A 25,957-nucleotide genomic window follows, 5' to 3' on the forward strand; every position below is an offset into this window, starting at 1 on the left:
ATAACAGCGCGGGGCTTAGACTTGCGCCGCGCGCTCGTCGATCTGTACCAGGGTCCAGCTCTTGGTTTTGGCCAAGGGACGGGTTTCCCGAATGGTTACCATATCGCCGATGCGGCATTCGTTGTTCTCGTCATGCGCATGCAGCTTGGTAGACCGACGTACGTACTTGCCGTACAGCGGGTGCTTTACCTGGCGCTCGATGAGCACAGTAACGGTTTTTTCCATCTTGTCGCTGACCACACGGCCAGTAACGGTACGAACTGTAGTGTTCTCGGCCATGATCAGTTACCACCTTTCTGATTGAGCACGGTCTTGACTCGAGCGATGTCACGCTTGGTCTGCTTCAGCAGGTGACTCTGGCCGAGTTGACCGGTTGCCTTCTGCATGCGCAGGTTGAACTGGTCACGCAGCAGGGTGAGCAGCTGCTCGTTCAGCTGCTCGGCAGATTTTTCACGAAGTTCTGTCGCTTTCATCACATCACCGTCCGCTTAACAAAGGTGGTTGCCAGCGGCAGCTTGGCAGCGGCCAGGGCAAAAGCCTCGCGCGCCAGCTCTTCGGAAACACCTTCAATCTCATACAGGACCTTGCCCGGCTGAATCTGGGCTACCCAGTATTCGACGTTACCCTTACCTTTACCCATCCGCACCTCGAGAGGCTTCTTGGAGATCGGCTTGTCAGGGAAGACACGGATCCAGATTTTACCGCCACGCTTGACGTGACGAGTCAGAGCACGACGTGCCGCTTCAATCTGACGGGCGGTCAAACGACCGCGGCTGACGGATTTGAGTGCGTATTCGCCAAAGCTCACTTTACTGCCGCGATGCGCCAGACCACGGTTGTGGCCGGTCATCTGCTTGCGGAACTTCGTACGCTTGGGTTGTAACATGTGCGTACCCCTTACTTAGCAGCTTTTTTCTTGGTCGCGACGGTTTTGACTTCTTCGGGCTGACCACCAATGATCTCGCCTTTGAAAATCCAAACCTTCACACCGATCACACCATAAGTGGTGTGGGCTTCAGCCGTTGCGTAGTCGATGTCGGCACGCAGAGTGTGCAGCGGCACACGGCCTTCACGGTACCATTCGGTACGGGCGATCTCGGCGCCGCCGAGACGGCCGCTGACCTGGATCTTGATACCCTTGGCACCAATACGCATGGCGTTCTGTACAGCACGCTTCATCGCGCGGCGGAACATGACCCGACGCTCGAGCTGCTGGGCAACGCTCTGGGCCACCAGGGCACCGTCGAGCTCCGGCTTGCGGATCTCTTCGATGTTGATGTGCACCGGAACACCCATCTGGCTGGTCAGTTCCTGACGCAGCTTCTCGACGTCCTCGCCCTTCTTGCCGATCACGATGCCCGGACGGGCAGTGTGAATGGTGATGCGAGCGGTCTGCGCCGGGCGCTGAATATCAACGCGGCTGACGGAAGCGCTTTTCAATTTGTCCTGAATGTACTCGCGTACTTTCAGATCAGTGTTCAGATAGTCCGCATAAGTGCGACCATCTGCGTACCACACCGAAGTGTGCTGTTTAACGATACCGAGGCGGATGCCTGTCGGATGTACTTTCTGACCCATGTGATCGACTCCTACTTGTCAGCAACCTTGACCGTGATATGGCAAGACCGCTTGATGATGCGATCAGCACGGCCCTTGGCCCGCGGCATGATGCGCTTCAGGGAGCGACCTTCGTTGACAAACACGGTGGAGACCTTCAGGTCATCCACGTCCGCGCCATCATTGTGCTCTGCGTTGGCAATCGCCGACTCGAGTACTTTCTTGATGACGTCAGCGGCCTTCTTGTTGCTGAAAGTCAGCAGATTCAGGGCCTCGTCCACCTTCTTCCCGCGGATCTGATCGGCGACCAAGCGAGCTTTCTGGGCAGAGAGTCGGGCGCCCTTAACGGTAGCGGCTACTTCCATCTTTCTAACCCCTTAGCGCTTGGCTTTCTTGTCTGCCGCGTGACCGCGATAGGTACGCGTGGCAGAGAATTCGCCCAATTTGTGGCCGACCATGTCTTCGGTAACGATGACCGGTACATGTTGACGACCGTTGTGTACAGCGATGGTCAGACCGACCATCTGCGGCAGAACCATGGAACGGCGCGACCAGGTTTTAACCGGCTTGCGATCATTCTTTTCTGCTGCTGTTTCGACCTTCTTCAACAGGTGAAGATCGATAAAAGGACCTTTCTTCAGAGAACGCGGCACGTCGTTTCCCCTCTATTACTTGCTGCGACGACGGACAATCATGTTGTCAGTGCGCTTGTTGGACCGAGTCTTGGCACCCTTGGTGGGGAAGCCCCACGGCGACACCGGATGACGACCACCAGAAGTACGCCCTTCACCACCACCATGCGGGTGGTCAACCGGGTTCATGGCAACACCACGAACGGTCGGACGCACACCACGCCAGCGAGTGGCACCGGCTTTGCCCAGGGAGCGCAGGCTGTGTTCACCGTTGGATACTTCACCCAGGGTGGCACGGCACTCGCCAAGGACCTTGCGCATTTCGCCGGAACGCAGGCGAACGGTGACATAGGCGCCTTCGCGGGCTACCAGCTGTACGGCGGCACCGGCACTGCGAGCAACCTGAGCGCCTTTACCCGGCTTCAGTTCGATCGCGTGGATGGTGCTACCCACCGGAATGTTGCGCAGCGGCAGAGCGTTACCAGCCTTGATCGGTGCATCGGCACCCGAGACCAGTTGATCGCCAGCACTCACGCCCTTGGGGGCGATGATGTAACGGCGCTCGCCATCGGCATACTTCAGCAGAGCAATATGAGCGGTACGGTTCGGATCGTATTCGATACGCTCAACGGTGGCGGGAATGCCATCCTTGTTGCGACGAAAATCGACCAGACGATAGTGCTGCTTATGACCGCCCCCACGATGACGCGTGGTGATGCGACCATTATTGTTACGTCCACCAGACTTGCCTTGCTTCTCGAGCAGAGGTGCATAAGGAGCACCCTTGTGCAGGTCCGAGCTTACGACCTTTACAACGAAGCGGCGGCCAGCGGAAGTAGGTTTACATTTAACAATTGCCATGATGTACCCCTTTCTTATTCAGCGCTGGCAAAGTCGATGTCCTGACCGGGCTGCAGGCTGACATAGGCCTTCTTCCAGTCATTACGCTTGCCCAGGCCGCGAACGGTTCGCTTGGTCTTGCCTTTGACATTCAGAGTCGACACGCTGTCGACCTTGACGTTGAACAGCTGCTCAACGGCTTTCTTGATTTCCAGCTTGGTCGCAGTGGTATCCACCTTGAAGACAATCTGGTTCTTGCTGTCAGCCAGCACGGTAGCCTTCTCGGATACATGCGGGCCAAGCAGTACTTTGAAAATGCGCTCCTGGTTCATCCCAGCATCTCCTCGAACTTCTTAACAGCAGGCACGGTGATCAGTACCTTGTCGTAAGCGATCAGGCTGACCGGATCTGAACCCTGCACATCACGTACATCGACATGCGGCAGGTTGCGCGCAGCCAGATACAGGTTGGTATCCAGGCTATCGGTAACGATCAGCACGTTTTCCAGGTTAAGCTCTTTGAGCTTGCCAACCAGGGCCTTGGTCTTGGGCGCATCGACAGCGAAGCTCTCAACCACGACCAGCCGCTCCAGACGCACCAGCTCGGACAGGATCGAGCGCATGGCGCCACGGTACATCTTCCGGTTCAGCTTCTGCTCATGGTTACGCGGACGAGCTGCAAAAGTGGTACCGCCCCCGCGCCAGATCGGGCTGCGGATGGTACCGGCACGAGCGCGACCGGTGCCTTTCTGGCGCCAGGGCTTCTTGCCGCCACCGGAGACTTCGGAACGGGTCTTCTGCTGCTTGGTGCCCTGACGACCACCAGCCATGTAGGCAACAACGGCTTGGTGAACCAGGGTTTCGTTAAACTCGGTGGCGAAGGCCAGATCGGAAACTTCGATCGCGCTCGCACCAGCTACATTCAAATTCATGCTAACTCCCCCTTAACCCTTGGCCTTGACTGCCGGGCGGACAATGACGTCGCTGCCGGGCGCGCCGGGAACCGAGCCCTTGATGAGCAACAGGTTGCGTTCGGCGTCAACACGTACGATTTCCAGGGTCTGCACCGTCACCTGTCTGGCACCCATGTGACCGGCCATCTTCTTGCCCTTGAATACGCGACCCGGGGTCTGGCACTGGCCAATGGAACCGGGAACACGGTGGGACAGGGAGTTACCGTGGGTGGCATCCTGTCCGCGGAAGTTCCAGCGCTTGATGGTACCGGCGAAGCCCTTACCTTTGGACTGACCGGTAACGTCTACTTTCTGGCCCGCTTCGAAAATGCCAACGTTGATTTCTGCACCCGCGTCGAATTCAGCACCCTCTTCCAGGCGGAACTCGCATACGCTGCGACCTGCAGCAGTATTGGCTTTGGCAAAATGCCCGGCCATCGGCTTGCTGACGCGACTGGCGCGACGCTCGCCCACGGTGATCTGAACGGCCTGATAGCCGTCCTTTTCAAGGGACTTGACTTGAGTGATACGGTTTGGCTCGACCTCAACCACCGTAACAGGAATGGAAACACCATCTTCAGTGAAAACGCGGGTCATACCGCATTTCCGGCCGACTACACCAATAGTCATGTTGTAAACCTCATGAGTGCACGGGGCTATTACCCGCTATGGCCGCCCATTTCAGGGCGTTACACGGCTGGATAGCCCCCGTCGTGTGGGGCTATCAGCCGAGGCTGATCTGAACCTCAACGCCAGCTGCAAGGTCCAGTTTCATCAGCGCATCGACAGTTTTGTCGGTGGGCTGAACGATATCCAGTACCCGCTTATGGGTACGGATTTCATATTGATCCCGGGCATCTTTGTTGACGTGCGGAGAAATCAGCACGGTAAAACGCTCTTTGCGTGTCGGCAAAGGTATCGGACCACGCACCTGAGCCCCAGTACGTTTCGCGGTATCCACGATTTCCTGGGTTGATTGATCTATCAGGCGATGGTCAAAAGCCTTCAACCGAATACGAATCTGTTGGTTCTGCATTTGACCAGAAACTCCAAGCTTCAATTCTTCAGAGCATACCCAGCTGGGCAGGCCCATCCAAGGGAGGCGCAATTCTACTGATGCACCCGCCCAGTGTCAACCATAATACAAAAGCCCCCGATCACCGGGGGCTTTTGCTTATGACTCAGATCATCAAGCGATGATCTTGGCAACCACGCCGGCGCCAACGGTACGACCGCCTTCGCGAATCGCGAAACGCAGACCGTCTTCCATGGCGATCGGAGCGATCAGGGTGACAACCAGCTTGACGTTGTCGCCCGGCATGACCATTTCCACGCCTTCCGGCAGTTCGCAGGAACCGGTCACGTCAGTAGTACGGAAGTAGAACTGCGGACGGTAGCCTTTGAAGAACGGAGTGTGACGACCACCTTCGTCCTTGCCCAGCACGTACACTTCAGCTTCGAACTGGGTGTGCGGCTTGATGGTGCCCGGCTTGGCCAGAACCTGACCACGCTCTACGTCTTCACGCTTGGTACCACGCAGCAGAACACCGACGTTCTCACCGGCACGACCTTCGTCGAGCAGTTTGCGGAACATCTCGACACCAGTACAGGTAGTCTTGACGGTGTCCTTGATACCAACGATTTCCACTTCTTCCTGGACGCGAACGATACCGCGCTCAACACGACCAGTCACAACAGTACCGCGACCGGAAATGGAGAATACGTCTTCGATCGGCATCAGGAACGGCTTGTCGATGGCACGCTCAGGCTCGGGGATGTAGCTGTCCAGGGTCTCGACCAGAGTCTTGACCGCAGTGGTGCCCATGCCGTTGTCGTCCTGACCGTTCAGCGCCATCAGGGCCGAACCAACGATGATCGGAGTGTCGTCACCGGGGAAGTCGTAAGTGCTCAGCAGATCGCGCACTTCCATCTCAACCAGTTCCAGCAGCTCTTCGTCATCAACCATGTCGGCCTTGTTCAGGAACACGACAATGTAAGGTACGCCTACCTGACGGGACAGCAGGATGTGCTCGCGAGTCTGCGGCATGGGGCCGTCAGCAGCGGAGCAGACCAGGATCGCGCCGTCCATCTGGGCAGCACCGGTGATCATGTTCTTGACGTAGTCGGCGTGACCGGGGCAATCAACGTGCGCGTAGTGACGAGTCGGGGAATCGTACTCTACGTGCGAGGTGTTGATGGTGATACCGCGCGCCTTTTCTTCAGGGGCGTTATCGATCTGATCGTAACCCTTGGAGGTGCCGGCGCTGCCGAACACTTCGGCGCAAACGCGGGTCAGGGCAGCGGTCAGAGTGGTCTTGCCATGGTCAACGTGACCGATGGTGCCCACGTTCAGGTGCGGTTTATTACGTTCAAACTTTTCTTTTGCCACGATTAGTAACCTCTTGAATTAGCCAGGAAGCAATCAACCTTGCTTCTTGATAATAGCGTCAACGATGTTCGAGGGAGCCTCGGCGTATTTGGAGAACTCCATGGAGTAGCTCGCGCGTCCCTGGGACATGGAGCGTACATCCGTGGCGTAACCAAACATCTCACCCAGCGGAACCTCAGCACGGATGACCTTCCCGGAGGGAGAGTCTTCCATACCCTGGACCAGACCACGACGACGGTTGAGGTCACCCATCACGTCACCCATGTAGTCCTCAGGGGTCACTACTTCAACTTTCATGATCGGCTCGAGCAGAACAGCACCGCCTTTCTGGGCCAACTGCTTGGTGGCCATGGAAGCGGCGATCTTGAACGCCATTTCGTTCGAGTCCACATCATGATAAGAACCATCAAAGATGGTTGCCTTGAGGCTGAGCAGCGGGTAACCGGCGAGAACACCGTTCTTCATCTGCTCATCAATGCCCTTCTGTACCGCAGGAATGTATTCCTTGGGTACCACACCACCAACGACTTCGCTGGCGAAAACCAGACCTTCGGCACTCTCTTCAGCCGGCTCGAAGCGAATCCAGACGTGACCGAACTGACCACGGCCACCGGACTGACGCACGAACTTGCCTTCGATCTCGCAGGTATTGCGAATCGCTTCGCGATAGGCCACCTGCGGCTTGCCGATATTGGCCTCAACGTTGAACTCACGCTTCATGCGGTCAACGATGATGTCCAGGTGCAGCTCACCCATACCGCCGATGATGGTCTGACCGGATTCTTCGTCGGTACGCACACGGAAGGACGGATCTTCCTGGGCCAGCTTGCCCAGTGCCACACCCATCTTCTCCTGGTCAGCCTTGGTTTTCGGCTCGACGGCAACGTGGATCACCGGCTCGGGGAATTCCATGCGCTCCAGCACGATCTGCTTGTCCAGATCACACAGGGTGTCACCCGTGGTCACATCCTTCATGCCGATCAGGGCAGCGATGTCACCAGCGCGTACTTCCTTGATTTCTTCGCGGTTGTTGGCCTGCATCTGCACCATACGACCGACACGCTCTTTCTTGCCCTTGACCGAGTTCATCACCGAGTCGCCGGAAGACAGCACGCCCGAGTACACGCGAACGAAGGTCAGGGTACCAACGAAGGGGTCGGTAGCGATCTTGAATGCCAGCGCAGCGAAAGGCTCGTCGTCACTGGAAATACGCTGATCGGTCTTCTCGTCGTCATCCGGGTGCACGCCCTTGATGGCCGCGACCTCGTCAGGAGCCGGCAGGAAGTCGATAACGGCGTCCAGCACCAGCGGCACACCCTTGTTCTTGAACGAGGAGCCGCAGACAGCAGGAACGATTTCGCTGGCGAGGGTACGCTGACGCAGACCGGCCTTGATCTCTTCCAGAGTCAGGTCGCCCTCTTCCAGGTACTTGTTCATCAGCTCTTCGTTGGCTTCGGCAGCTGCTTCAACCAGGTTTTCGCGGTACTGATTGGCCAGCTCGACCATATCTTCCGGGATCTCTTCCTCGCGGAAGGTCATGCCCATGTCGGCATCGTTCCAGTAGATGGCCTTCATGCGCAGCAAGTCGACCTGACCAGCGAAGTTCTCTTCAGAACCGATCTGCAGCTGCAGCGGCACCGGAGTGTGCCCCAGACGCTTCTTGATCTGCTCGACCACGCGCAGGAAGTTGGCACCCTGGCGGTCCAGCTTGTTCACGTAAACGATACGCGGCACGCCGTACTTGTTGGCCTGACGCCATACGGTCTCGGACTGCGGCTCAACACCGGAGGTGCCGCAGAACACCACGACAGCGCCGTCGAGCACGCGCAGGGAGCGCTCTACTTCAATGGTGAAGTCAACGTGGCCGGGGGTGTCGATAACGTTTACACGGTGCTGCTTGTACTGCTTCTCGGAACCCTGCCAGAACGCGGTGACCGCAGCAGAAGTAATGGTAATACCACGCTCCTGCTCCTGGGCCATCCAGTCAGTGGTACTGGCGCCATCATGGGTCTCACCCATTTTATGGTTGACGCCAGTGTAGAACAGGATCCGTTCCGTGGTTGTGGTTTTGCCCGCATCGACGTGCGCACAAATACCGATATTGCGGTATAGATTGATCGGGGTTGTACGAGCCACGATAGTCTCCTGAGTCGTTGTTTAGAAGCGATAGTGGGAGAAAGCTTTGTTCGCTTCAGCCATACGGTGCACGTCTTCACGCTTCTTGACCGCAGAGCCCTTGCCTTCTGATGCATCCATCAGCTCACCAGCAAGACGCAGATCCATCGACTTCTCGCCACGCTTACGGGCAGCATCTACCAACCAACGCATTGCCAGGGCATTGCGGCGGGAGGGACGCACTTCAACCGGAACCTGGTAGGTGGCACCACCTACACGGCGAGATTTGACCTCGACCAGCGGAGCGATGGCATCGAGCGCCTTTTCGAACAGCTCGACCGGATCATCAGTCTTGGTGCGCTCTTTAACCTTTTCCAGAGCACCGTACACGATGCGCTCAGCGGTGGATTTCTTGCCGCTTTCCATTACATGGTTCATGAATTTGGCGAGAATCTGGCTGCCATACTTTGGTTCTGGCAGGATCTCACGTTTTGCCGCTACACGACGTCTTGGCATGATAAGCCCTCAAACGGTCTTCAGGTTAGCTCAGGACTGCAACATTTTCGTTACGCCTGACCTTACTCTTATCGACTCAGGTTAGATGAATTCAAAATTACTTCGGACGCTTGGCGCCGTACTTGGAACGACCCTGCTTACGGTCTTTGACACCGGAGGTGTCCAGCGAACCGCGAACAGTGTGGTAACGCACACCCGGCAAGTCTTTTACACGGCCGCCGCGAATCAGAACGACGCTGTGCTCTTGCAGGTTGTGGCCTTCACCACCGATATAGGAAGAAACTTCAAAGCCGTTGGTCAAGCGTACGCGGCAGACCTTACGCAGAGCCGAGTTCGGCTTCTTCGGCGTGGTGGTATATACGCGAGTACATACACCACGACGCTGCGGGCAGTTCTGCAGCGCGGGCACGTCGCTTTTTTCAGCAACACGCTTACGCGGCTTTTGAACCAGCTGGTTGATTGTTGCCATCTAGCAAAACTCCATAGATGTCCCTGGGACATATTAAATAAAACGGCAGGGCAAAATGCCCCGCCTATTTTAGGGGTACGGAATTCTATAGACACCGCCCCTGAGCGTCAAGCACACCCGCCGCGGTCCGCGACGAGTGACACTGCCTAGTTGCCGCTGAAATTCAGCGCGTCGGACAGTGCCTGCTCGACTTCACTTGCACTTACTTTGGTCGGCTTGTCGGCCATGCGCTGACGCTTGCGCTCGGCGTGGTAGGCCAGACCGGTACCGGCCGGGATCAGACGACCAACCACCACGTTCTCCTTCAGACCGCGCAGGTGATCGCGCTTGCCGGTGACGGCAGCCTCGGTCAGTACCCGCGTGGTCTCCTGGAAGGAGGCCGCGGAGATGAACGACTCGGTCGACAGCGATGCCTTGGTGATACCCAGCAGCACGCGCTCGTACTTGGCCGGGAACTTGTCCTGCCCTGCCAGCGCTTCGTTCTCTTCAAGCACCTGGGTCAGTTCGACCTGGTCACCCTTGATGAAGCTGGAATCACCGGACTCGCTGATCTCGACCTTGCGCAGCATCTGGCGGATGGTCACTTCGATATGCTTGTCGTTGATCTTCACGCCCTGCAGGCGGTAAACGTCCTGGATCTCGTTGACGATGTACTTGGCCAGCTCGCTGACACCCAGCAGACGCAGGATATCGTGCGGGTTGCTCGGACCATCGGAGATGACTTCACCCTTGGTGACCTGTTCACCTTCGAACACGTTCAGGTGGCGCCACTTCGGAATCAGTTCCTCGTACGGATCGCTACCGTCGGTGGGGGTAATCACCAGACGACGCTTGCCCTTGGTTTCCTTGCCGAAGGAAATGGTGCCGCTGACTTCCGCCAGGATGGACGGCTCCTTCGGACGCCGCGCCTCGAACAGGTCGGCCACGCGCGGCAGACCACCGGTGATGTCCCGGGTCTTGGAAGTTTCACGCGGAATACGCGCGATAACGTCACCGATGGTTACTTCAACGCCATCGGACAGGTTGACCTGGGTCTTCTCCGGCAGGAAGTACTGTGCCGGCACGTCGGTGCCCGGCAGCATCAATTCCTTGCCATCGGTGCCGATCAGCTTGATGGTCGGACGGATATCCTTACCAGCCGAGGGCCGCTCGTGCACCGCCATCACTTCGATGTTGCTCAGACCGGTCAGCTCGTCGGTCTGGCGACGGATGGTGATACCCTCTTCCATCCCCACGAACTGCACGGTACCGGCGATCTCGGTCACGATCGGGTGAGTGTGCGGATCCCACTTGGCAACTACCTGGCCGGCCTGGACCTGATCACCCTCATGGATGGAGATCACCGCACCGTAGGGCAGCTTGTAGCGCTCGCGCTCACGACCGAACTCGTCCGCCAGAGCCAGCTCACCGGAGCGGGACACCGCCACCAGTGCGCCGTCGTCGCGGGTTACGTGCTTCAGGTTGTGCAGACGGATGGTACCGGCACTCTTGACCTGAATACTGTCCTGGGCGGCGGTCCGGCTGGCGGCACCACCGATGTGGAACGTACGCATGGTCAGCTGGGTACCCGGCTCACCGATCGACTGGGCCGCGATGACACCCACCGCCTCACCGATGTTGATCTGGTGCCCGCGGGCCAGGTCACGGCCGTAGCAGGTGGAACATACACCGTAGCGGGTTTCACAGGTAATGGGCGAGCGGACAATCACCTCGTCCACACTGTTCAGCTCCAGGAATTCAACCCACTGCTCGTCAATCAGCGTGCCACCGGAGACGATCACTTCCTCGGTACCCGGTTTGAACACATCGCGGGCAATGACACGCCCCAATACGCGCTCACCCAGCGGCTCGACGATGTCGCCACCTTCGATATGCGGCTTCATGACCAGACCCTGGTCAGTACCACAATCGACCTCGGTGATCACCAGATCCTGGGCCACGTCGACCAGACGACGGGTCAGGTAACCGGAGTTGGCAGTCTTCAATGCCGTATCGGCCAGACCCTTACGGGCACCGTGGGTGGAGATGAAGTACTGCAGTACGTTCAGACCTTCACGGAAGTTGGCGATGATCGGCGTCTCGATGATCGAGCCGTCCGGCTTGGCCATCAGACCACGCATACCGGCCAACTGACGAATCTGCGCCGCGGAACCCCGGGCACCGGAGTCGGCCATCATGTACATGGAGTTGAAGGACTCCTGGTCCACTTCGTTGCCTTCCCGGTCGATGACCCGGTCAACCTTCAGGTTGTCCATCATCGCCTTGGAGATCTCATCGTTGGCACGGGACCACAAGTCGATGACCTTGTTGTACTTCTCACCGGCGGTAACCAGACCGGAAGCGTACTGATCCTCGATTTCCTTCACTTCAGCAGTGGCGCGATCGATGATTTCCGCCTTCTCCTGCGGGATCTCGAAGTCGTTGACACCGATCGAGGCACCGGAAACGGTCGAATAGGCGAACCCGGTATACATCAGCTGGTCAGCGAAGATCACGGTCTCCTTCAGACCGACCACCCGGTAGCTGGTGTTGATCAGCTTGGAGATCGCCTTCTTCTTCAGCGGCTGATCGACCAGCGCGAAGGGCAGACCGGATGGCAGCACCTGGAACAGCAGCGCACGGCCGACAGTGGTGTCGACGATACGGGTTTCGGTGACGAGACTGTCATCCTTGTGCTTGACGGTCTCGGTGATGCGCACCTTGACCATGGCATGCAGCTCGATCTGGCCGCTGCGGTAGGCCATTTCGACTTCCGCGATGCTGCTGAACGCCATGCCCTCGCCCCTGGCATTGATGCGCGAGCGGGTCATGTAGTACAGCCCCAGTACCACGTCCTGCGACGGCACGATGATCGGCTCACCGCTGGCGGGGGACAGGATGTTGTTGGTCGACATCATCAACGCGCGCGCTTCCAGCTGGGCTTCCAGGGTCAGCGGCACGTGTACGGCCATCTGGTCACCGTCGAAGTCGGCGTTGTAGGCGGCACAGACCAGCGGGTGCAGCTGAATCGCCTTGCCTTCGATCAGTACCGGCTCGAACGCCTGGATACCCAGACGGTGCAGGGTCGGCGCACGGTTGAGCAGTACCGGGTGCTCGCGAATCACCTCAGCGAGGATATCCCACACTTCTGGCAATTCACGCTCGACCATCTTCTTGGCGGCCTTGATGGTGGTCGCCAGGCCACGATGTTCCAGCTTGCCGAAGATGAACGGCTTGAACAGCTCCAGGGCCATTTTCTTCGGCAGACCGCACTGGTGCAGACGCAGGGTCGGACCCACCACGATCACCGAACGACCGGAGTAGTCGACACGCTTACCGAGCAGGTTCTGACGGAAACGACCCTGCTTACCCTTGATCATGTCGGCAAGGGATTTCAGCGGACGCTTGTTGGTACCGGTGATGGCCCGGCCACGGCGACCGTTGTCCAGCAGCGCATCAACCGACTCCTGCAGCATGCGCTTTTCGTTGCGCACGATGATGTCCGGCGCGGACAGATCCAACAGCCGCTTCAGACGGTTGTTACGGTTGATCACCCGACGGTACAGGTCGTTCAGGTCGGAAGTGGCAAAACGACCACCATCCAGCGGCACCAGCGGACGCAGGTCCGGCGGCAGCACTGGCAGTACGGTCATGACCATCCACTCCGGCTTGTTGCCGGAACCATGGAAGGCTTCCATCAGCTTCAGACGCTTGGACAGCTTCTTGATCTTGGTTTCCGAGGTGGTCTGCGGAATTTCCTCGCGCAGCCGGCTGATCTCGTGGTCCAGATCCATGGCGGTCAGCAGTTGGAATACCGCCTCGGCACCCATGCGCGCGTCGAATTCGTCACCGAACTCTTCCAGCGCTTCGAAATACTGCTCGTCATTCAGCAGCTGGCCCTTCTCCAGCGTGGTCAGACCGGGCTCGATCACCACATAGCTTTCAAAGTACAGCACCCGCTCGATATCACGCAAGGTCATGTCCAGCAGCAGACCGATACGGGACGGCAGGGATTTCAGGAACCAGATATGGGCGACCGGGGAAGCCAGTTCGATGTGACCCATGCGCTCGCGACGCACCTTGGCCAGGGCCACTTCCACACCGCACTTTTCACAGATCACGCCACGGTGCTTGAGGCGCTTGTACTTGCCGCACAGGCACTCGTAGTCCTTGACCGGGCCAAAGATCTTGGCGCAGAACAGGCCGTCACGCTCGGGCTTGAACGTACGGTAGTTGATGGTCTCCGGCTTCTTCACTTCGCCGTAGGACCAGGACCGGATCATCTCCGGCGATGCCAAGCCGATTCGAATGGAATCGAACTCTTCAATCTGTCCTTGGGACTTGAGCAGGTTCAATAAGTCTTTCAAGGCCTATACTCCTCGCAGTGTCTCAAGGGCGGAGCAACTCCGCCCGAGACGTGGGCAGTCGGTGGTTATTCGGATTCCAGGTCGATATCGATGGCCAGCGAACGGATCTCCTTGACCAGCACGTTGAAGGACTCGGGCATGCCGGCCTCCATGCGATGGTCGCCATCCACGATGTTCTTGTACATCTTGGTACGGCCGTTCACGTCATCCGATTTCACAGTCAGCATTTCCTGCAGGGTGTAGGCCGCGCCGTAGGCTTCCAGGGCCCAGACCTCCATCTCACCGAAACGCTGACCGCCGAACTGAGCCTTACCACCCAGCGGCTGCTGTGTTACCAGGCTGTAGGAACCGGTCGAACGGGCGTGCATCTTGTCGTCAACCAGGTGGTTCAGCTTGAGCATGTACATGTAACCGACAGTCACCGGACGGTCGAAGGCATTGCCGGTACGGCCGTCGTACAGACGCATCTGACCACTGTCCGGCAGGTCTGCCAGGCGCAGCATATGCTTGATCTCATGCTCTTCAGCACCGTCAAATACCGCTGTGGCCATGGGCACACCGGCACGCAGGTTGTCGGCCAGGTCGATAATCTCCTGGTCGCTGAGGGCATCCAGGTTCTCCTGACGACCACCAACCTTGTTGTACACCTCGTCCAGGAACTCGCGGAGCTCGGCCACCTTGCGCTGCTCTTCCAGCATGCGGTTGATCTTCTCGCCCAGGCCCTTGGCCGCCAGGCCCAGGTGGGTTTCGAGGATCTGACCGACGTTCATCCGCGACGGTACACCCAGCGGGTTGAGCACGATATCCACCGGCGTGCCGTTCTCGTCATGGGGCATGTCTTCGATCGGCATGATCACCGAAATGACACCCTTGTTACCGTGACGACCAGCCATCTTGTCACCCGGCTGGATGCGACGCTTGATTGCCAGGTAGACCTTGACGATCTTCAGTACGCCCGGCGCCAGGTCATCGCCCTGCTGCAGCTTGCGCTTCTTGTCTTCGAACTTCTCGTCGAGCATCTTGCGGCGATCGATCAGGTAGGCCTGAGTACGTTCCAGCTGCTCGTTGAGAACGTCATCGCTCATGCGCAGCTTGAACCACTGGCCCCGCTCGATACTCTCGAGGATCTCGGCGGTCAGTTCGGTGCCCTTCTTCAGGCCGGCACCGCCTTCGGCGGCCTGCCCGATCAGCGCACTACCAAGGCGCTCGAACGCCGCGGTTTCGATGATACGGAACTCTTCCTGCAGATCCTTGCGGATCTCGTCCAGCTGCTGCTTCTCGATGGCCAGCGCACGGCTGTCACGCTCGACGCCGTCACGGGTGAATACCTGCACGTCGATGACGGTGCCCTTGGTGCCGGTCGGCACGCGCAGGGAGGTGTCCTTCACATCGGAAGCCTTCTCACCGAAGATCGCGCGCAGCAGCTTCTCTTCCGGCGTCAGCTGAGTCTCGCCCTTGGGCGTGACCTTGCCGACCAGAATGTCGCCCGGGCCCACTTCGGCGCCCACGTAGACGATGCCGGCTTCATCCAGCTTGCCCAGCGCCGCTTCACCGACGTTGGGGATGTCCGAGGTGATTTCCTCTGGCCCCAGCTTGGTGTCACGCGATACGCAGGTCAGTTCCTGGATGTGGATGGTGGTGAAGCGGTCTTCCTGAACCACACGCTCGGATACGAGGATGGAGTCCTCGAAGTTGTAGCCGTTCCACGGCATGAACGCCACGCGCATGTTCTGACCCAGGGCCAGCTCACCCATGTCGACGGAAGAGCCGTCGGCGAGGATGTCCTTGATCGCCACCACATCGCCTTTCTTCACCAGCGGACGCTGGTTGATGCAGGTGTTCTGGTTGGAGCGGGTGTACTTGGTCAGGGTGTAGATATCCACACCGGCCTCACCGGCCTCGACCTCGTCATCATTCACGCGAATAACGATACGGCTGGCATCGACCGAGTCGACCACACCACCGCGGCGGGCGGTAACGCAGACACCGGAATCCAGTGCCACGTTGCGCTCCATACCGGTACCCACCAGCGGCTTCTCGGCACGCAGGGTCGGTACGGCCTGGCGCTGCATGTTCGAACCCATGAGTGCACGGTTGGCATCGTCATGCTCGAGGAACGGAATCAGCGAGGCGGCAACCGACACAACCTGACGCGGCGATACGTCCATCAGGGTGACTTCTTCCGGCGCCTTGACACTGAATTCGTTCATGTGGCGAACGGCAACCAGCTCTTCGACCAGGCGACCATCACGCACTTCGGCACTGGCCTGGGCGATGACGTGGTCGGACTCTTCGATGGCCGACAGGAACACGATCTCGTCGGTAACCAGGGCGTCCTTGACCCGACGGTACGGGCTTTCGAGGAAGCCGTATTCATTGGTCCGCGCGTAGGTAGCCAACGAGTTGATCAGACCGATGTTCGGACCTTCAGGGGTCTCGATCGGACATACGCGACCATAGTGGGTCGGGTGCACGTCGCGCACTTCGAAGCCGGCACGCTCACGGGTCAGACCGCCCGGCCCAAGCGCGGACACACGGCGCTTGTGGGTGATCTCGGACAGCGGGTTGTTCTGGTCCATGAACTGCGACAGCTGGCTGGAGCCAAAGAACTCTTTCACCGCCGCCGCAACCGGCTTGGCGTTGATCAGGTCCTGCGGCATCAGGCCTTCGCTTTCGGCCATGGACAGACGCTCCTTGACCGCGCGCTCGACACGCACCAGACCGACACGGAACTGGTTCTCGGCCATTTCGCCAACGGAGCGGATGCGACGGTTGCCCAGGTGATCGATATCGTCGACCACGCCCTTGCCGTTACGGATATCCACCAGGGTCTTGAGGACCTCGATGATGTCTTCCTTGCTCAGCACACCGGCGCCTTCGATTTCCTCGCGGCCGATCCGGCGGTTGAACTTCATGCGGCCCACTGCGGACAGGTCGTAGCGGTCGCTGCTGAAGAACAGGTTGCCGAACAGGGTCTCGGCGGCGTCCTTGGTCGGCGGCTCGCCGGGGCGCATCATCCGGTAGATCTCCACCAGGGCTTCAAGCTGGCTGGTGGTGGTATCGATGCGCAGGGTATCGGAGATGAACGGACCGCAATCGATATCGTTGGTGTACAGCGTTTCGATCTGGGAGATCTGCGCCTTGACCAGCTTATCGATCAGGTCAACGCTGATCTCGGTATTGCAATCAACGATGATCTCGCCGGTCGCCGGATGTACCACAGTCTTGGCGATGGTGCGGCCAAGCAGGTAGTCGTAGGGGACTTCCAGGCTGTTGATGCCGGCCTTTTCCAGCTGGTTGATGTGACGCGCGGTAATCCGGCGACCCTTCTCGACAATCACCTTGCCCTTGCCATCGGTAATGTCGAAGGTGGCGATCTCACCGCGCAGGCGCTGCGGTACCAGCTCCAGCTGCAGGCTCTCGCCATGCACCTCGAACTTGTTGGTATCGTAGAAGATGTCGAGGATTTCCTCGGTCTGATAACCCAGCGCGCGCAGCAGTACCGATGCCGGCAGCTTGCGGCGACGGTCGATACGGACGAAGACCGCATCCTTGGGATCGAACTCGAAGTCCAGCCAGGAGCCGCGGTAGGGAATCACGCGGGCGGAATACAGCAGCTTGCCGGAGCTGTGCGTCTTGCCACGGTCATGGTCGAAGAACACACCCGGGCTGCGGTGCAGCTGGGAGACGATCACACGCTCGGTACCATTGATCACGAAGGTACCGTTCTCGGTCATCAGGGGTATTTCACCCATGTAGACTTCCTGCTCCTTGATATCCTTGATCGCCTTGCTGGCTGATTCGCGATCAAAGATGATCAGGCGCACTTTTACCCGCAGCGGGACCGCATAGGTCACGCCGCGCAGCACACACTCCTTTACATCGAAAGCCGGGTCACCCAACCGGTAACCGACATATTCGAGCGCCGCATTACCGGAATAGCTGATAATGGGGAAGACAGATTTGAAGGCCGCGTGCAGACCGATATCACGAACGTTATCCTTATCCACGCCGGCTTGCAGGAATTCCCGGTAGGAATCCAGCTGAATAGCCAGCAGGTAGGGCACATCCATCACATGCGGCAGTTTGCCAAAGTCCTTGCGGATACGTTTTTTCTCAGTATATGAGTAAGCCATCAGCGTTCCCCAGCTTGGTCACCTGCTTGATTGGCTCCCCCTGACGGGAAAGCCTGAAAATGCTTGCAAGACCTCGTCTTGCTCACTCGCCTGGAGTGGATCCGTGCAGCCAGACATCGTGCTGCAACGGAAAAAGGCCGGTGGCACACAGGCCACCAGCCATCAATCTGACCGTTGATCAGACTGTCGGTGCAAGGTCGCGCAAGCTTACTTGAGCTCGACCGCTGCACCAGCCTCTTCCAGCGACTTCTTGGCTGCTTCGGCTTCGTCCTTGGATACACCTTCCTTGATGGTGGACGGAGCGCCGTCAACCATGGCTTTGGCTTCTTTCAGACCCAGACCGGTCAGCTCGCGAACAGCCTTGATCACGTTGACTTTCTTCTCGCCAGCGCCGGTCAGAATAACGTTGAATTCGGTTTGCTCTTCAGCGGCAGCAGCGCCACCAGCAGCCGGGCCAGCAGCAACGGCTGCAGCGGCGGATACACCGAACTTCTCTTCCATTGCGCTGATCAGTTCAACGACCTGCATAACGGACATTTCAGATACTGCGTTGATGATATCTTCGTTGGTCAGAGCCATGACTCTATATTCCTGTATTGGGGGACAACCCTTGGGTCGTCAAAACATTAAAAGCAAACGAAAAAGCATTCAGCGCGCCGATTAGGCTGCTTCGGCTTCCTTCTGATCGCGGACAGCGGCCAAAGTACGAACAAACTTGCTGGTAGCGCCTTGAATCACGCTCATCAGCTGGCTGATTGCCTCGTCGTAAGTCGGCAGTGTAGCCAGAATGTCGATCTGTTCAGCTGAAAGGTAGTTGCCTTCGAACGATGCAGCCTTGATCTGAAACTTGTCCTGACCTTTGGCGAACTCCTTGAACAGGCGAGCGGCAGCGCCCGGATGTTCGTTGGAGAAAGCGATAAGAGTCGGACCAACAAAGACGTCGTTGAGGCAATCGTACTGAGTACCTTCAACGGCACGACGCAGCAGGGTGTTACGTACAACACGTACATAAACACCAGCTTCACGTGCATCTTTGCGCAGACCAGTCATGGCAGCAACGCTCACACCGCGGGCATCAACCACAACGGCAGACAGCGCACCTTTGGCAGCTTCGTTGACTTCAGCGACGATGGCCTTTTTGTCTTCGAGCTTAATTGCCACGGGTTCTACTCCTGGATTTACCATTGATCGCCCTAAGGCGATATGTTTTGGTGTCTGATCCAGCCTGCACTGAATCGTGAGCACCATCTGCGTAGGCCTGGGATTGCTCCGGGTTTAAGGCTTGCGCCACCTACGGTCTTGGACAGCCCCCAACTGGCAGGGACCCCAATAGTTGACGCGCCGCAAGCGGCGCGTCGTTGAATCAGATGTTCAGCGAAGCATGATCAACCTGAACGCCCGGACCCATGGTGGTGCTCAGGGACACGCGCTGCAGGTAGATACCCTTGGAGGTGGACGGCTTGGCCCTCTTCAGGTCAGCCAGCAGGGCTTCGACGTTTTCCTTCAGCTTGACCGGCTCGAAACCGACCTTGCCTACGGAGCAATGAATGATACCGTTCTTGTCGGTACGGTAGCGCACCTGACCAGCCTTGGCATTTTTTACCGCGGTGGCCACATCGGCGGATACAGTGCCGACCTTCGGGTTCGGCATCAGGCCGCGCGGACCCAGTACCTGACCCAGCTGGCCAACGACACGCATCGCATCAGGAGAAGCGATGACTACGTCATAGTTCAGATCACCAGCTTTCATTTCAGCGGCCAGATCGTCCATACCGACCTTGTCGGCGCCGGCTGCCAGAGCAGCTTCAGCGTTGGCACCCTGGGTGAATACGGCAACACGAACGGTCTTGCCAGTGCCGTGGGGCAGCAGAGTGGCGCCACGTACAACCTGGTCGGATTTGCGCGGGTCGACACCGAGGTTGACGGCTACGTCAACGGACTCGACGAACTTGACGCTGGAAACCTCGGCCAGCAGGGCGGCAGCTTCTTCAAAGCTGTATACCTTGGTGCTATCAATCTTCTCGTTGATCGCCTTTTGACGCTTGGTCAGCTTAGCCATTACACACCCTCCACAGTCAGACCCATGCTACGGGCCGAGCCCGCGATGGTGCGCACAGCTGCTTCCATGTCGGCAGCGGTCAGATCAGCCTGTTTGGTCTTGGCGATCTCTTCGATTTGAGCGCGGGTAACGGTACCCACTTTCTGGCTGTTCGGACGCGCAGAACCGCTCTTGACGCCTGCGGCTTTCAGCAGCAGAACGGCAGCAGGAGTACTCTTGGTTTCAAAAGTGAAGCTGCGATCGCTGTAGACAGTGATGATCACGGGAGTCGGCAGACCGGGCTCCATACCCTGGGTCTTGGCGTTGAACGCCTTGCAGAATTCCATGATGTTGACGCCGTGCTGACCCAGGGCCGGACCTACCGGCGGACTCGGGTTAGCCTGACCGGCCTTGACTTGCAGCTTGATATAAGCCTGAATCTTCTTTGCCATCTGTTTTCTCCAATGGGTAATAACGCCTCGCGGCTCCCCGTCTTAATGTATTGCCCACTGACAACAAAACCCCGCACTGCCTTCAGGCACTGCAGGGTTCAGGCGGGCGATGGAACTCAGCCTTTTTCGACCTGGCCGAATTCGAGCTCCACTGGCGTGGGGCGACCAAAAATGAGAACAGCCACCTGAACACGGCTCTTCTCATAGTTCACTTCTTCAACAACACCATTGAAGTCGGCGAACGGACCGTCAGTAACCCTGACCACCTCACCCGGCTCGAACAGTGTCTTCGGCTTCGGCTTGTCGCTGCCGTCAGCCACGCGACGCAGAATGGCTTCCGCCTCGCGATCAGTAATGGGGGCCGGCTTATCGGCAGTACCACCGATAAAACCAAGTACACGAGAGGTATCCTTGACCAGGTGCCAGGTACCTTCATTCATTTCCATCTGAACCAGGACGTAACCGGGGAAGAACTTGCGCTCGCTCTTGCGCTTCTGCCCGTTACGCATTTCCACCACTTCCTCGGTGGGCACCAGGATTTCACCAAACTGATCTTCCATGCCGGCCAGCTTGATGCGCTCCTGCAGGGAGCGCATTACGTGCTTCTCGAAACCCGAGTAGGCATGTATGACGTACCAACGCTTAGACACGGAAACACCTTTAGCCAATGAACTTAGAAATAATCCAACCCAGGAGGGTATCGAGCCCCCACAGGACCAGGGCCATGATCAGCACAACTGCAACGACGATGAGGGTTGTCTGAGTAGTTTCCGTACGCGTTGGCCAGACCACTTTGCGTATTTCAATACGCGCTTCTTTAAGCAGCGACCAGAATGCCTTGCCTTTTTCGGTCTGCAGGGCCACGAAGCCAGCGACCAAACCGAGCACAACCAGTGCTACGGCACGATACAAAACAGATTCAGCCGCGAAATAATGATTACCGTATACGCCGACAAAAACGAGTATAGCCACGACAATCCACTTGAGGACATCTAAGCGGCTATCGTGAGTTTCTGCCTTGGTGCTCATCAATCGTACAATCCTGTTTTGTCTTTGCCAGATAATCTGGCAGGCCAGGAGGGAATCGAACCCCCAACCTGCGGTTTTGGAGACCGCCGCTCTGCCAATTGAGCTACTGGCCTGTAATCGCAGTTGAGCCGGCAATCATACCGGCTCAACCTCTCAAGATCAATCGCTAATTAAGCGATGATCTTGGCAACCACGCCGGCGCCAACGGTACGGCCGCCTTCGCGAATCGCGAAACGCAGACCGTCTTCCATGGCGATCGGAGCGATCAGGGTGACAACCAGCTTGACGTTGTCGCCCGGCATGACCATTTCCACGCCTTCCGGCAGTTCGCAGGAACCGGTCACGTCAGTAGTACGGAAGTAGAACTGCGGACGGTAGCCTTTGAAGAACGGAGTGTGACGACCACCTTCGTCCTTGCCCAGCACGTACACTTCAGCTTCGAACTGGGTGTGCGGCTTGATGGTGCCCGGCTTGGCCAGAACCTGACCACGCTCTACGTCTTCACGCTTGGTACCACGCAGCAGAACACCGACGTTCTCACCGGCACGACCTTCGTCGAGCAGTTTGCGGAACATCTCGACACCAGTACAGGTAGTCTTGACGGTGTCCTTGATACCAACGATTTCCACTTCTTCCTGGACGCGAACGATACCGCGCTCAACACGACCAGTCACAACAGTACCGCGACCGGAAATGGAGAATACGTCTTCGATCGGCATCAGGAACGGCTTGTCGATGGCACGCTCAGGCTCGGGGATGTAGCTGTCCAGGGTCTCGACCAGAGTCTTGACCGCAGTGGTGCCCATGCCGTTGTCGTCCTGACCGTTCAGCGCCATCAGGGCCGAACCAACGATGATCGGAGTGTCGTCACCGGGGAAGTCGTAAGTGCTCAGCAGATCGCGCACTTCCATCTCAACCAGTTCCAGCAGCTCTTCGTCATCAACCATGTCGGCCTTGTTCAGGAACACGACAATGTAAGGTACGCCTACCTGACGGGACAGCAGGATGTGCTCGCGAGTCTGCGGCATGGGGCCGTCAGCAGCGGAGCAGACCAGGATCGCGCCGTCCATCTGGGCAGCACCGGTGATCATGTTCTTGACGTAGTCGGCGTGACCGGGGCAATCAACGTGCGCGTAGTGACGAGTCGGGGAATCGTACTCTACGTGCGAGGTGTTGATGGTGATACCGCGCGCCTTTTCTTCAGGGGCGTTATCGATCTGATCGTAACCCTTGGAGGTGCCGGCGCTGCCGAACACTTCGGCGCAAACGCGGGTCAGGGCAGCGGTCAGAGTGGTCTTGCCATGGTCAACGTGACCGATGGTGCCCACGTTCAGGTGCGGTTTGCTGCGTTCGAACTTCTCTTTAGCCATCTCGAGAGATCCCCTATGCTGAATGCAATGCGCGAGTCACGCGACCATTAAATAAAAGGCAGATATTTGCATATCTGCCTTATTACTGGAGCTCATGAGCGGAATTGAACCGCTGACCTCACCCTTACCAAGGGTGTGCTCTACCAGCTGAGCTACATGAGCTTACACCGTCGCATTACCGGACTGGAGCGGGTAGCGGGAATCGAACCCGCACCATCAGCTTGGAAGGCTGAGGTTCTACCGTTGAACTATACCCGCCAAGAGCCTGTGCCCGGCAATACTAAATCTGGTGGAGGGGGAAGGATTTGAACCTTCGAAGGCTAAGCCGTCAGATTTACAGTCTGATCCCTTTGACCGCTCGGGAACCCCTCCGTAAAAGAGGCGCCATTTTCATCACTTGGCGCCGCCCTGTCAACACTTTTCTTAGAAAAAACCGCAACTTGAAAAGTTTCAGGGCTTTGCCCAGTCGCATCATTCCGATTTCCCGGATGCCACGCTGGAGCGGCCGCTATTCTAGGGGATACGCGGGCTATTAGCAACGCCTGTACACGGTTGATACTGATGCTGCAGCGACGGGAAGTCGGCACGCAGGCGCGAGAGCATGGCCTGGTCTACCAAACGCCTGGCTGCGCTGCTCACTTCCACCACAAACTGCTGATCCTTCTTGCTCATGGCGTGCAGATGCACCTCATGACCCAGCTCACGCAGCTGTTCCTGCCGAAGCTGAGCATACTCCTCCCGGGAGAATACCCCGAGCGACAACTGGCCAGCCAACTCACCCCGGGTGATGAGGAAACTGTCGATGCCCTGCTCCTGCAATGCCGAGAGCTGGATCACGGCGTGCCGCTCGCCTCCCACCACCGGCATCACCAGCCAATAGTCGGTGCCACTGACCACCTCCCTTGGCTGAACCTGCGAGGCGATATCCAGAGCAAGCAGACGCTGACGCAATTGCTCAGCCTCCCCCATCGTCTCGAACTGACCCAGCCTGACGCATAGCGCAGCAGCGGAACGCGGCTGCGGCTCTCCCTGCACCACCGGCGACTCAACCGGCGTCACCTCTGCAGCAGGCGAGGAGATCGCTACTGGCTCCTGACCGTCATCCGGCCGGCCCTGCAACTGCCAGAGGGCATACAGGATATTCAGCAACAACAACGACAGGAATACATATTTCATGGTCCGAGTTCCATGGGACAGGCCAGGGCCAGGCCACGGAAAACCAGATCCGATATCACCAGCGCCCCTTCCGGCAGGATTTGCGCCATGCTTGCCGCATCCCCCCCGGTGAGAATGATCGCCGGATCGTCCCCCAGCAGCTGGTGGGCTATGCGCAACTGTTCACGAACGAAGCCTGACAGCATCAATCCGCAGCCGAACTCCACCGCCTCCGCGGTAGTGGTACCAGGGCTCGGCTCGGCCAGGTTCCCATGCACGCTGTCGCCATAGCGTATCAGGCGCGTATGATTGAGCAGACTACTGCGCAACAGCTTGCTGCCGGGCGCAATATAGCCACCAAGGTGGCGGCCGCCGGCATCGACGAAATCGGTGGTCACCGCCGTACCCAGGTCGATCACTACACAGGCTCGCCCACACAGCTGATAACCGGCCACCAGGGCCAGCCAGCGATCCATGCCCAACCGGGCAGTATCGGCATAGCCATTGCTGACACCCGCCAACTGTGTGCCCGGACGGGCCAGCATGGGGTGACGCTTGAGCCAACTGGTCAACTGATCGAGGATGACCTGGGTCTCCTCCTCGGAGCGCACGCTGACCAGCCGGCAACCATGGATCTCGCGCTCCTGGCCACCGAGCAGACGCTGCAGTTCCACCAGATCCGGCGCCATATCGCCATCCCGGACACGCCCTTCACGATCCAGCAATCGCCATTTGATCAGCGTGTTGCCGCAATCCAGCTCAAGAATCATCATTCAGCCTCAGGCTCACTTCACCGCCATTGAGCAACACCTCGCCATCAACCGTTTCCAGTCGCAGAGCTCCCCTGCTGTCCACGCCGAGCTCCAGGCCAGACCAGGCGTTGACGCCAGCCTGAACCCGAACCGGCAGACCGCGCCATGCATCACGACACTGCCAGGCGTCGGCAAAGGGGGCAAAGCCCTGCTCGCGAAACACCTGCACCGCAGCCAGCAAGCGCTGCACGAACTCCGCGACCAGCAGGTTACGGTTCAGCTCTCCACCCTGGCGGGATAGCAACAAGGAGGTCCAGGCCTGCTCGATGGCTGCCTCGGCGTCACTCATCAGAACATTGATCCCCACGCCGATGATCGCCACGCAATCGGAAGTCAGGTCTCCGGCGAGCTCCACCAGGATGCCCGCCAACTTGCGTCCATCGAACAGCACGTCATTTGGCCACTTCAAGGCACACCCTGGGAAACCGCGGGCATCGAGCGTCTCGACCAGAACCAGACCCACCAGCAGGCTCAACCCTTCCAGCCGTTGCGCACCGCCAGAGAATGGCAATGCCAGGGATAGGTAGATGTTCTGCGCATAGGGGCTGACCCACTCCCGCCCCCGCCGCCCCTTACCGGCTGACTGCTGCTCGGCAAGACAGACCAGAGGCCGTGACTGATTCGCTGATGAAGCCAGCTGACGCATTAGCTGGGCATTGGTGGAGTCCACCGTATCCAGCAATTGCCAGCCGATCTGCTCGGCCAGTTCCGCCGGCATGGCACCGCGGATCGCCGCCAGATCCAGCAGACAGGCTCCCGGCGGAATCCGATAGCCTCTGCCCCGCACCCTTTGGATGGGAAAGCCATCGTCTTCCAGACGCTTCAACGCCTTCCACACAGCGGCCCGGCTGACGCCCAGGGCCTTGCCCAGATCCTCACCAGAGTGGAACTGCCCATCGGACATCATGTTGAATAACGCAGCTAGCATGGTCTGTCGGTCATGGAAAATGAACTGCGCATGATAGCGCTGACGCGCCGGTTTATGAATGGAAATGTAACAATGCCACCGCTTTTTCCGGCCCGAAAAAGACAAAACCCCGACCAGTTTCCTGATCGGGGTTCTGCGTTTGGCGCTTGACGATGACCTACTCTCACATGGGGAAGCCCCACACTACCATCGGCGATGCATCGTTTCACTGCTGAGTTCGG

The 25,957-nt window shown here is 58.3% G+C and carries 27 protein-coding genes and 4 tRNA genes; all 31 read right to left on the minus strand.

Annotated elements, in window-relative coordinates; all coding sequences use genetic code 11:
* Window positions 1-15: 15 nt before the first annotated feature.
* The 31 genes from rpsQ to CQ007_RS15715 all read right to left on the minus strand — a co-directional run bounded on the left by rpsQ (window position 16) and on the right by CQ007_RS15715 (window position 25,736).
* Window positions 16-279, minus strand: a complete 264-nt coding sequence (gene rpsQ / locus CQ007_RS15565) for a 30S ribosomal protein S17 (RefSeq protein WP_105646754.1) — start codon at window positions 277-279, stop codon at window positions 16-18.
* Window positions 280-281: 2 nt separating this feature from the next.
* Window positions 282-473, minus strand: coding sequence for a 50S ribosomal protein L29 (gene rpmC / locus CQ007_RS15570; RefSeq protein WP_036993711.1), 192 nt, complete (start codon window positions 471-473; stop codon window positions 282-284).
* On the minus strand, window positions 473-886 hold the full coding sequence (gene rplP, locus CQ007_RS15575) for a 50S ribosomal protein L16 (RefSeq protein WP_036993714.1): 414 nt from the start codon (window positions 884-886) through the stop codon (window positions 473-475). Before rplP ends, rpmC begins: the two co-directional genes overlap by 1 nt.
* An 11-nt stretch (window positions 887-897) precedes the next feature.
* Window positions 898-1,578 carry a 30S ribosomal protein S3 gene (gene rpsC, locus CQ007_RS15580; protein ID WP_105646755.1) on the minus strand — a complete coding sequence of 227 codons (681 nt, stop codon included), beginning with the start codon at window positions 1,576-1,578 and terminating at the stop codon, window positions 898-900.
* A gap of 11 nt (window positions 1,579-1,589) precedes the next feature.
* A complete protein-coding gene (rplV, locus tag CQ007_RS15585; protein WP_036993718.1) occupies window positions 1,590-1,922 on the minus strand; it encodes a 50S ribosomal protein L22 in 333 nt (110 codons plus the stop codon).
* A gap of 12 nt (window positions 1,923-1,934) precedes the next feature.
* The gene (gene rpsS / locus CQ007_RS15590; protein ID WP_105646756.1) at window positions 1,935-2,210 is read right to left on the minus strand and encodes a 30S ribosomal protein S19; all 276 of its coding nucleotides are present in this window, start codon (window positions 2,208-2,210) and stop codon (window positions 1,935-1,937) included.
* A gap of 15 nt (window positions 2,211-2,225) precedes the next feature.
* Window positions 2,226-3,050, minus strand: coding sequence for a 50S ribosomal protein L2 (gene rplB, locus CQ007_RS15595; RefSeq protein ID WP_105646757.1), 825 nt, complete (start codon window positions 3,048-3,050; stop codon window positions 2,226-2,228).
* A 14-nt stretch (window positions 3,051-3,064) separates the two neighbouring features.
* Window positions 3,065-3,361 carry a 50S ribosomal protein L23 gene (gene rplW / locus CQ007_RS15600; RefSeq protein WP_105646758.1) on the minus strand — a complete coding sequence of 99 codons (297 nt, stop codon included), beginning with the start codon at window positions 3,359-3,361 and terminating at the stop codon, window positions 3,065-3,067.
* The gene (rplD, locus tag CQ007_RS15605; RefSeq protein ID WP_105646759.1) at window positions 3,358-3,960 is read right to left on the minus strand and encodes a 50S ribosomal protein L4; all 603 of its coding nucleotides are present in this window, start codon (window positions 3,958-3,960) and stop codon (window positions 3,358-3,360) included. The genes rplW and rplD overlap by 4 nt, the downstream gene beginning before the upstream one ends.
* Window positions 3,961-3,972: 12 nt before the next feature.
* A complete protein-coding gene (gene rplC, locus CQ007_RS15610) occupies window positions 3,973-4,611 on the minus strand; it encodes a 50S ribosomal protein L3 (RefSeq protein ID WP_105646760.1) in 639 nt (212 codons plus the stop codon).
* 94 nt (window positions 4,612-4,705) lie between these two features.
* Complete coding sequence (rpsJ, locus tag CQ007_RS15615; RefSeq protein ID WP_044501102.1) at window positions 4,706-5,017, minus strand: 30S ribosomal protein S10; 312 nt, start codon at window positions 5,015-5,017, stop codon at window positions 4,706-4,708.
* Window positions 5,018-5,170: 153 nt separating this feature from the next.
* Window positions 5,171-6,370, minus strand: coding sequence for an elongation factor Tu (tuf, locus tag CQ007_RS15620; protein WP_105646761.1), 1,200 nt, complete (start codon window positions 6,368-6,370; stop codon window positions 5,171-5,173).
* A 33-nt stretch (window positions 6,371-6,403) separates the two neighbouring features.
* A complete protein-coding gene (fusA, locus tag CQ007_RS15625) occupies window positions 6,404-8,506 on the minus strand; it encodes an elongation factor G (protein ID WP_105646762.1) in 2,103 nt (700 codons plus the stop codon).
* A 21-nt stretch (window positions 8,507-8,527) separates the two neighbouring features.
* On the minus strand, window positions 8,528-9,001 hold the full coding sequence (gene rpsG / locus CQ007_RS15630; RefSeq protein WP_105646763.1) for a 30S ribosomal protein S7: 474 nt from the start codon (window positions 8,999-9,001) through the stop codon (window positions 8,528-8,530).
* Window positions 9,002-9,098: 97 nt separating this feature from the next.
* A complete protein-coding gene (gene rpsL / locus CQ007_RS15635; RefSeq protein WP_036993737.1) occupies window positions 9,099-9,470 on the minus strand; it encodes a 30S ribosomal protein S12 in 372 nt (123 codons plus the stop codon).
* A 146-nt stretch (window positions 9,471-9,616) separates the two neighbouring features.
* Entirely contained in the window at window positions 9,617-13,816 is a 4,200-nt protein-coding gene (rpoC, locus tag CQ007_RS15640; protein ID WP_105646764.1) for a DNA-directed RNA polymerase subunit beta', read from the minus strand.
* Window positions 13,817-13,881: 65 nt separating this feature from the next.
* Window positions 13,882-17,952, minus strand: a complete 4,071-nt coding sequence (rpoB, locus tag CQ007_RS15645; protein ID WP_105646765.1) for a DNA-directed RNA polymerase subunit beta — start codon at window positions 17,950-17,952, stop codon at window positions 13,882-13,884.
* 207 nt (window positions 17,953-18,159) lie between these two features.
* Window positions 18,160-18,531, minus strand: coding sequence for a 50S ribosomal protein L7/L12 (gene rplL, locus CQ007_RS15650; protein WP_105646766.1), 372 nt, complete (start codon window positions 18,529-18,531; stop codon window positions 18,160-18,162).
* A gap of 81 nt (window positions 18,532-18,612) precedes the next feature.
* Entirely contained in the window at window positions 18,613-19,113 is a 501-nt protein-coding gene (gene rplJ / locus CQ007_RS15655; protein ID WP_105646767.1) for a 50S ribosomal protein L10, read from the minus strand.
* A 202-nt stretch (window positions 19,114-19,315) separates the two neighbouring features.
* Window positions 19,316-20,011, minus strand: a complete 696-nt coding sequence (rplA, locus tag CQ007_RS15660; protein WP_105646768.1) for a 50S ribosomal protein L1 — start codon at window positions 20,009-20,011, stop codon at window positions 19,316-19,318.
* Window positions 20,011-20,442: a 50S ribosomal protein L11 gene (gene rplK, locus CQ007_RS15665; protein WP_105646769.1), complete on the minus strand. Its 432-nt coding sequence runs from the start codon at window positions 20,440-20,442 to the stop codon at window positions 20,011-20,013. The genes rplA and rplK overlap by 1 nt, the downstream gene beginning before the upstream one ends.
* Before the next feature lie 116 nt (window positions 20,443-20,558).
* Window positions 20,559-21,092: a transcription termination/antitermination protein NusG gene (gene nusG / locus CQ007_RS15670; protein ID WP_105646770.1), complete on the minus strand. Its 534-nt coding sequence runs from the start codon at window positions 21,090-21,092 to the stop codon at window positions 20,559-20,561.
* 10 nt (window positions 21,093-21,102) lie between these two features.
* On the minus strand, window positions 21,103-21,471 hold the full coding sequence (secE, locus tag CQ007_RS15675; protein ID WP_105646771.1) for a preprotein translocase subunit SecE: 369 nt from the start codon (window positions 21,469-21,471) through the stop codon (window positions 21,103-21,105).
* Between the two features lie 37 nt (window positions 21,472-21,508).
* Window positions 21,509-21,584: transfer RNA gene (locus CQ007_RS15680), tRNA-Trp, on the minus strand.
* 57 nt (window positions 21,585-21,641) lie between these two features.
* A complete protein-coding gene (gene tuf, locus CQ007_RS15685) occupies window positions 21,642-22,841 on the minus strand; it encodes an elongation factor Tu (RefSeq protein WP_105646772.1) in 1,200 nt (399 codons plus the stop codon).
* An 86-nt stretch (window positions 22,842-22,927) separates the two neighbouring features.
* A tRNA-Thr gene (locus CQ007_RS15690) sits at window positions 22,928-23,003 on the minus strand.
* Between the two features lie 22 nt (window positions 23,004-23,025).
* A tRNA-Gly gene (locus tag CQ007_RS15695) sits at window positions 23,026-23,099 on the minus strand.
* Window positions 23,100-23,128: 29 nt separating this feature from the next.
* Window positions 23,129-23,213 (minus strand) — tRNA-Tyr (locus CQ007_RS15700).
* A 141-nt stretch (window positions 23,214-23,354) separates the two neighbouring features.
* The gene (locus CQ007_RS15705) at window positions 23,355-24,017 is read right to left on the minus strand and encodes a hypothetical protein (RefSeq protein ID WP_105646773.1); all 663 of its coding nucleotides are present in this window, start codon (window positions 24,015-24,017) and stop codon (window positions 23,355-23,357) included.
* Window positions 24,014-24,766, minus strand: coding sequence for a type III pantothenate kinase (locus CQ007_RS15710; RefSeq protein ID WP_105646785.1), 753 nt, complete (start codon window positions 24,764-24,766; stop codon window positions 24,014-24,016). The genes CQ007_RS15705 and CQ007_RS15710 overlap by 4 nt, the downstream gene beginning before the upstream one ends.
* Window positions 24,756-25,736, minus strand: coding sequence for a biotin--[acetyl-CoA-carboxylase] ligase (locus CQ007_RS15715; RefSeq protein WP_256582307.1), 981 nt, complete (start codon window positions 25,734-25,736; stop codon window positions 24,756-24,758). Before CQ007_RS15715 ends, CQ007_RS15710 begins: the two co-directional genes overlap by 11 nt.
* Between the last annotated feature and the right edge of the window lie 221 nt (window positions 25,737-25,957).

This window comes from Pseudomonas sp. MYb185, assembly GCF_002979975.1.
Lineage (GTDB): Bacteria > Pseudomonadota > Gammaproteobacteria > Pseudomonadales > Pseudomonadaceae > Halopseudomonas.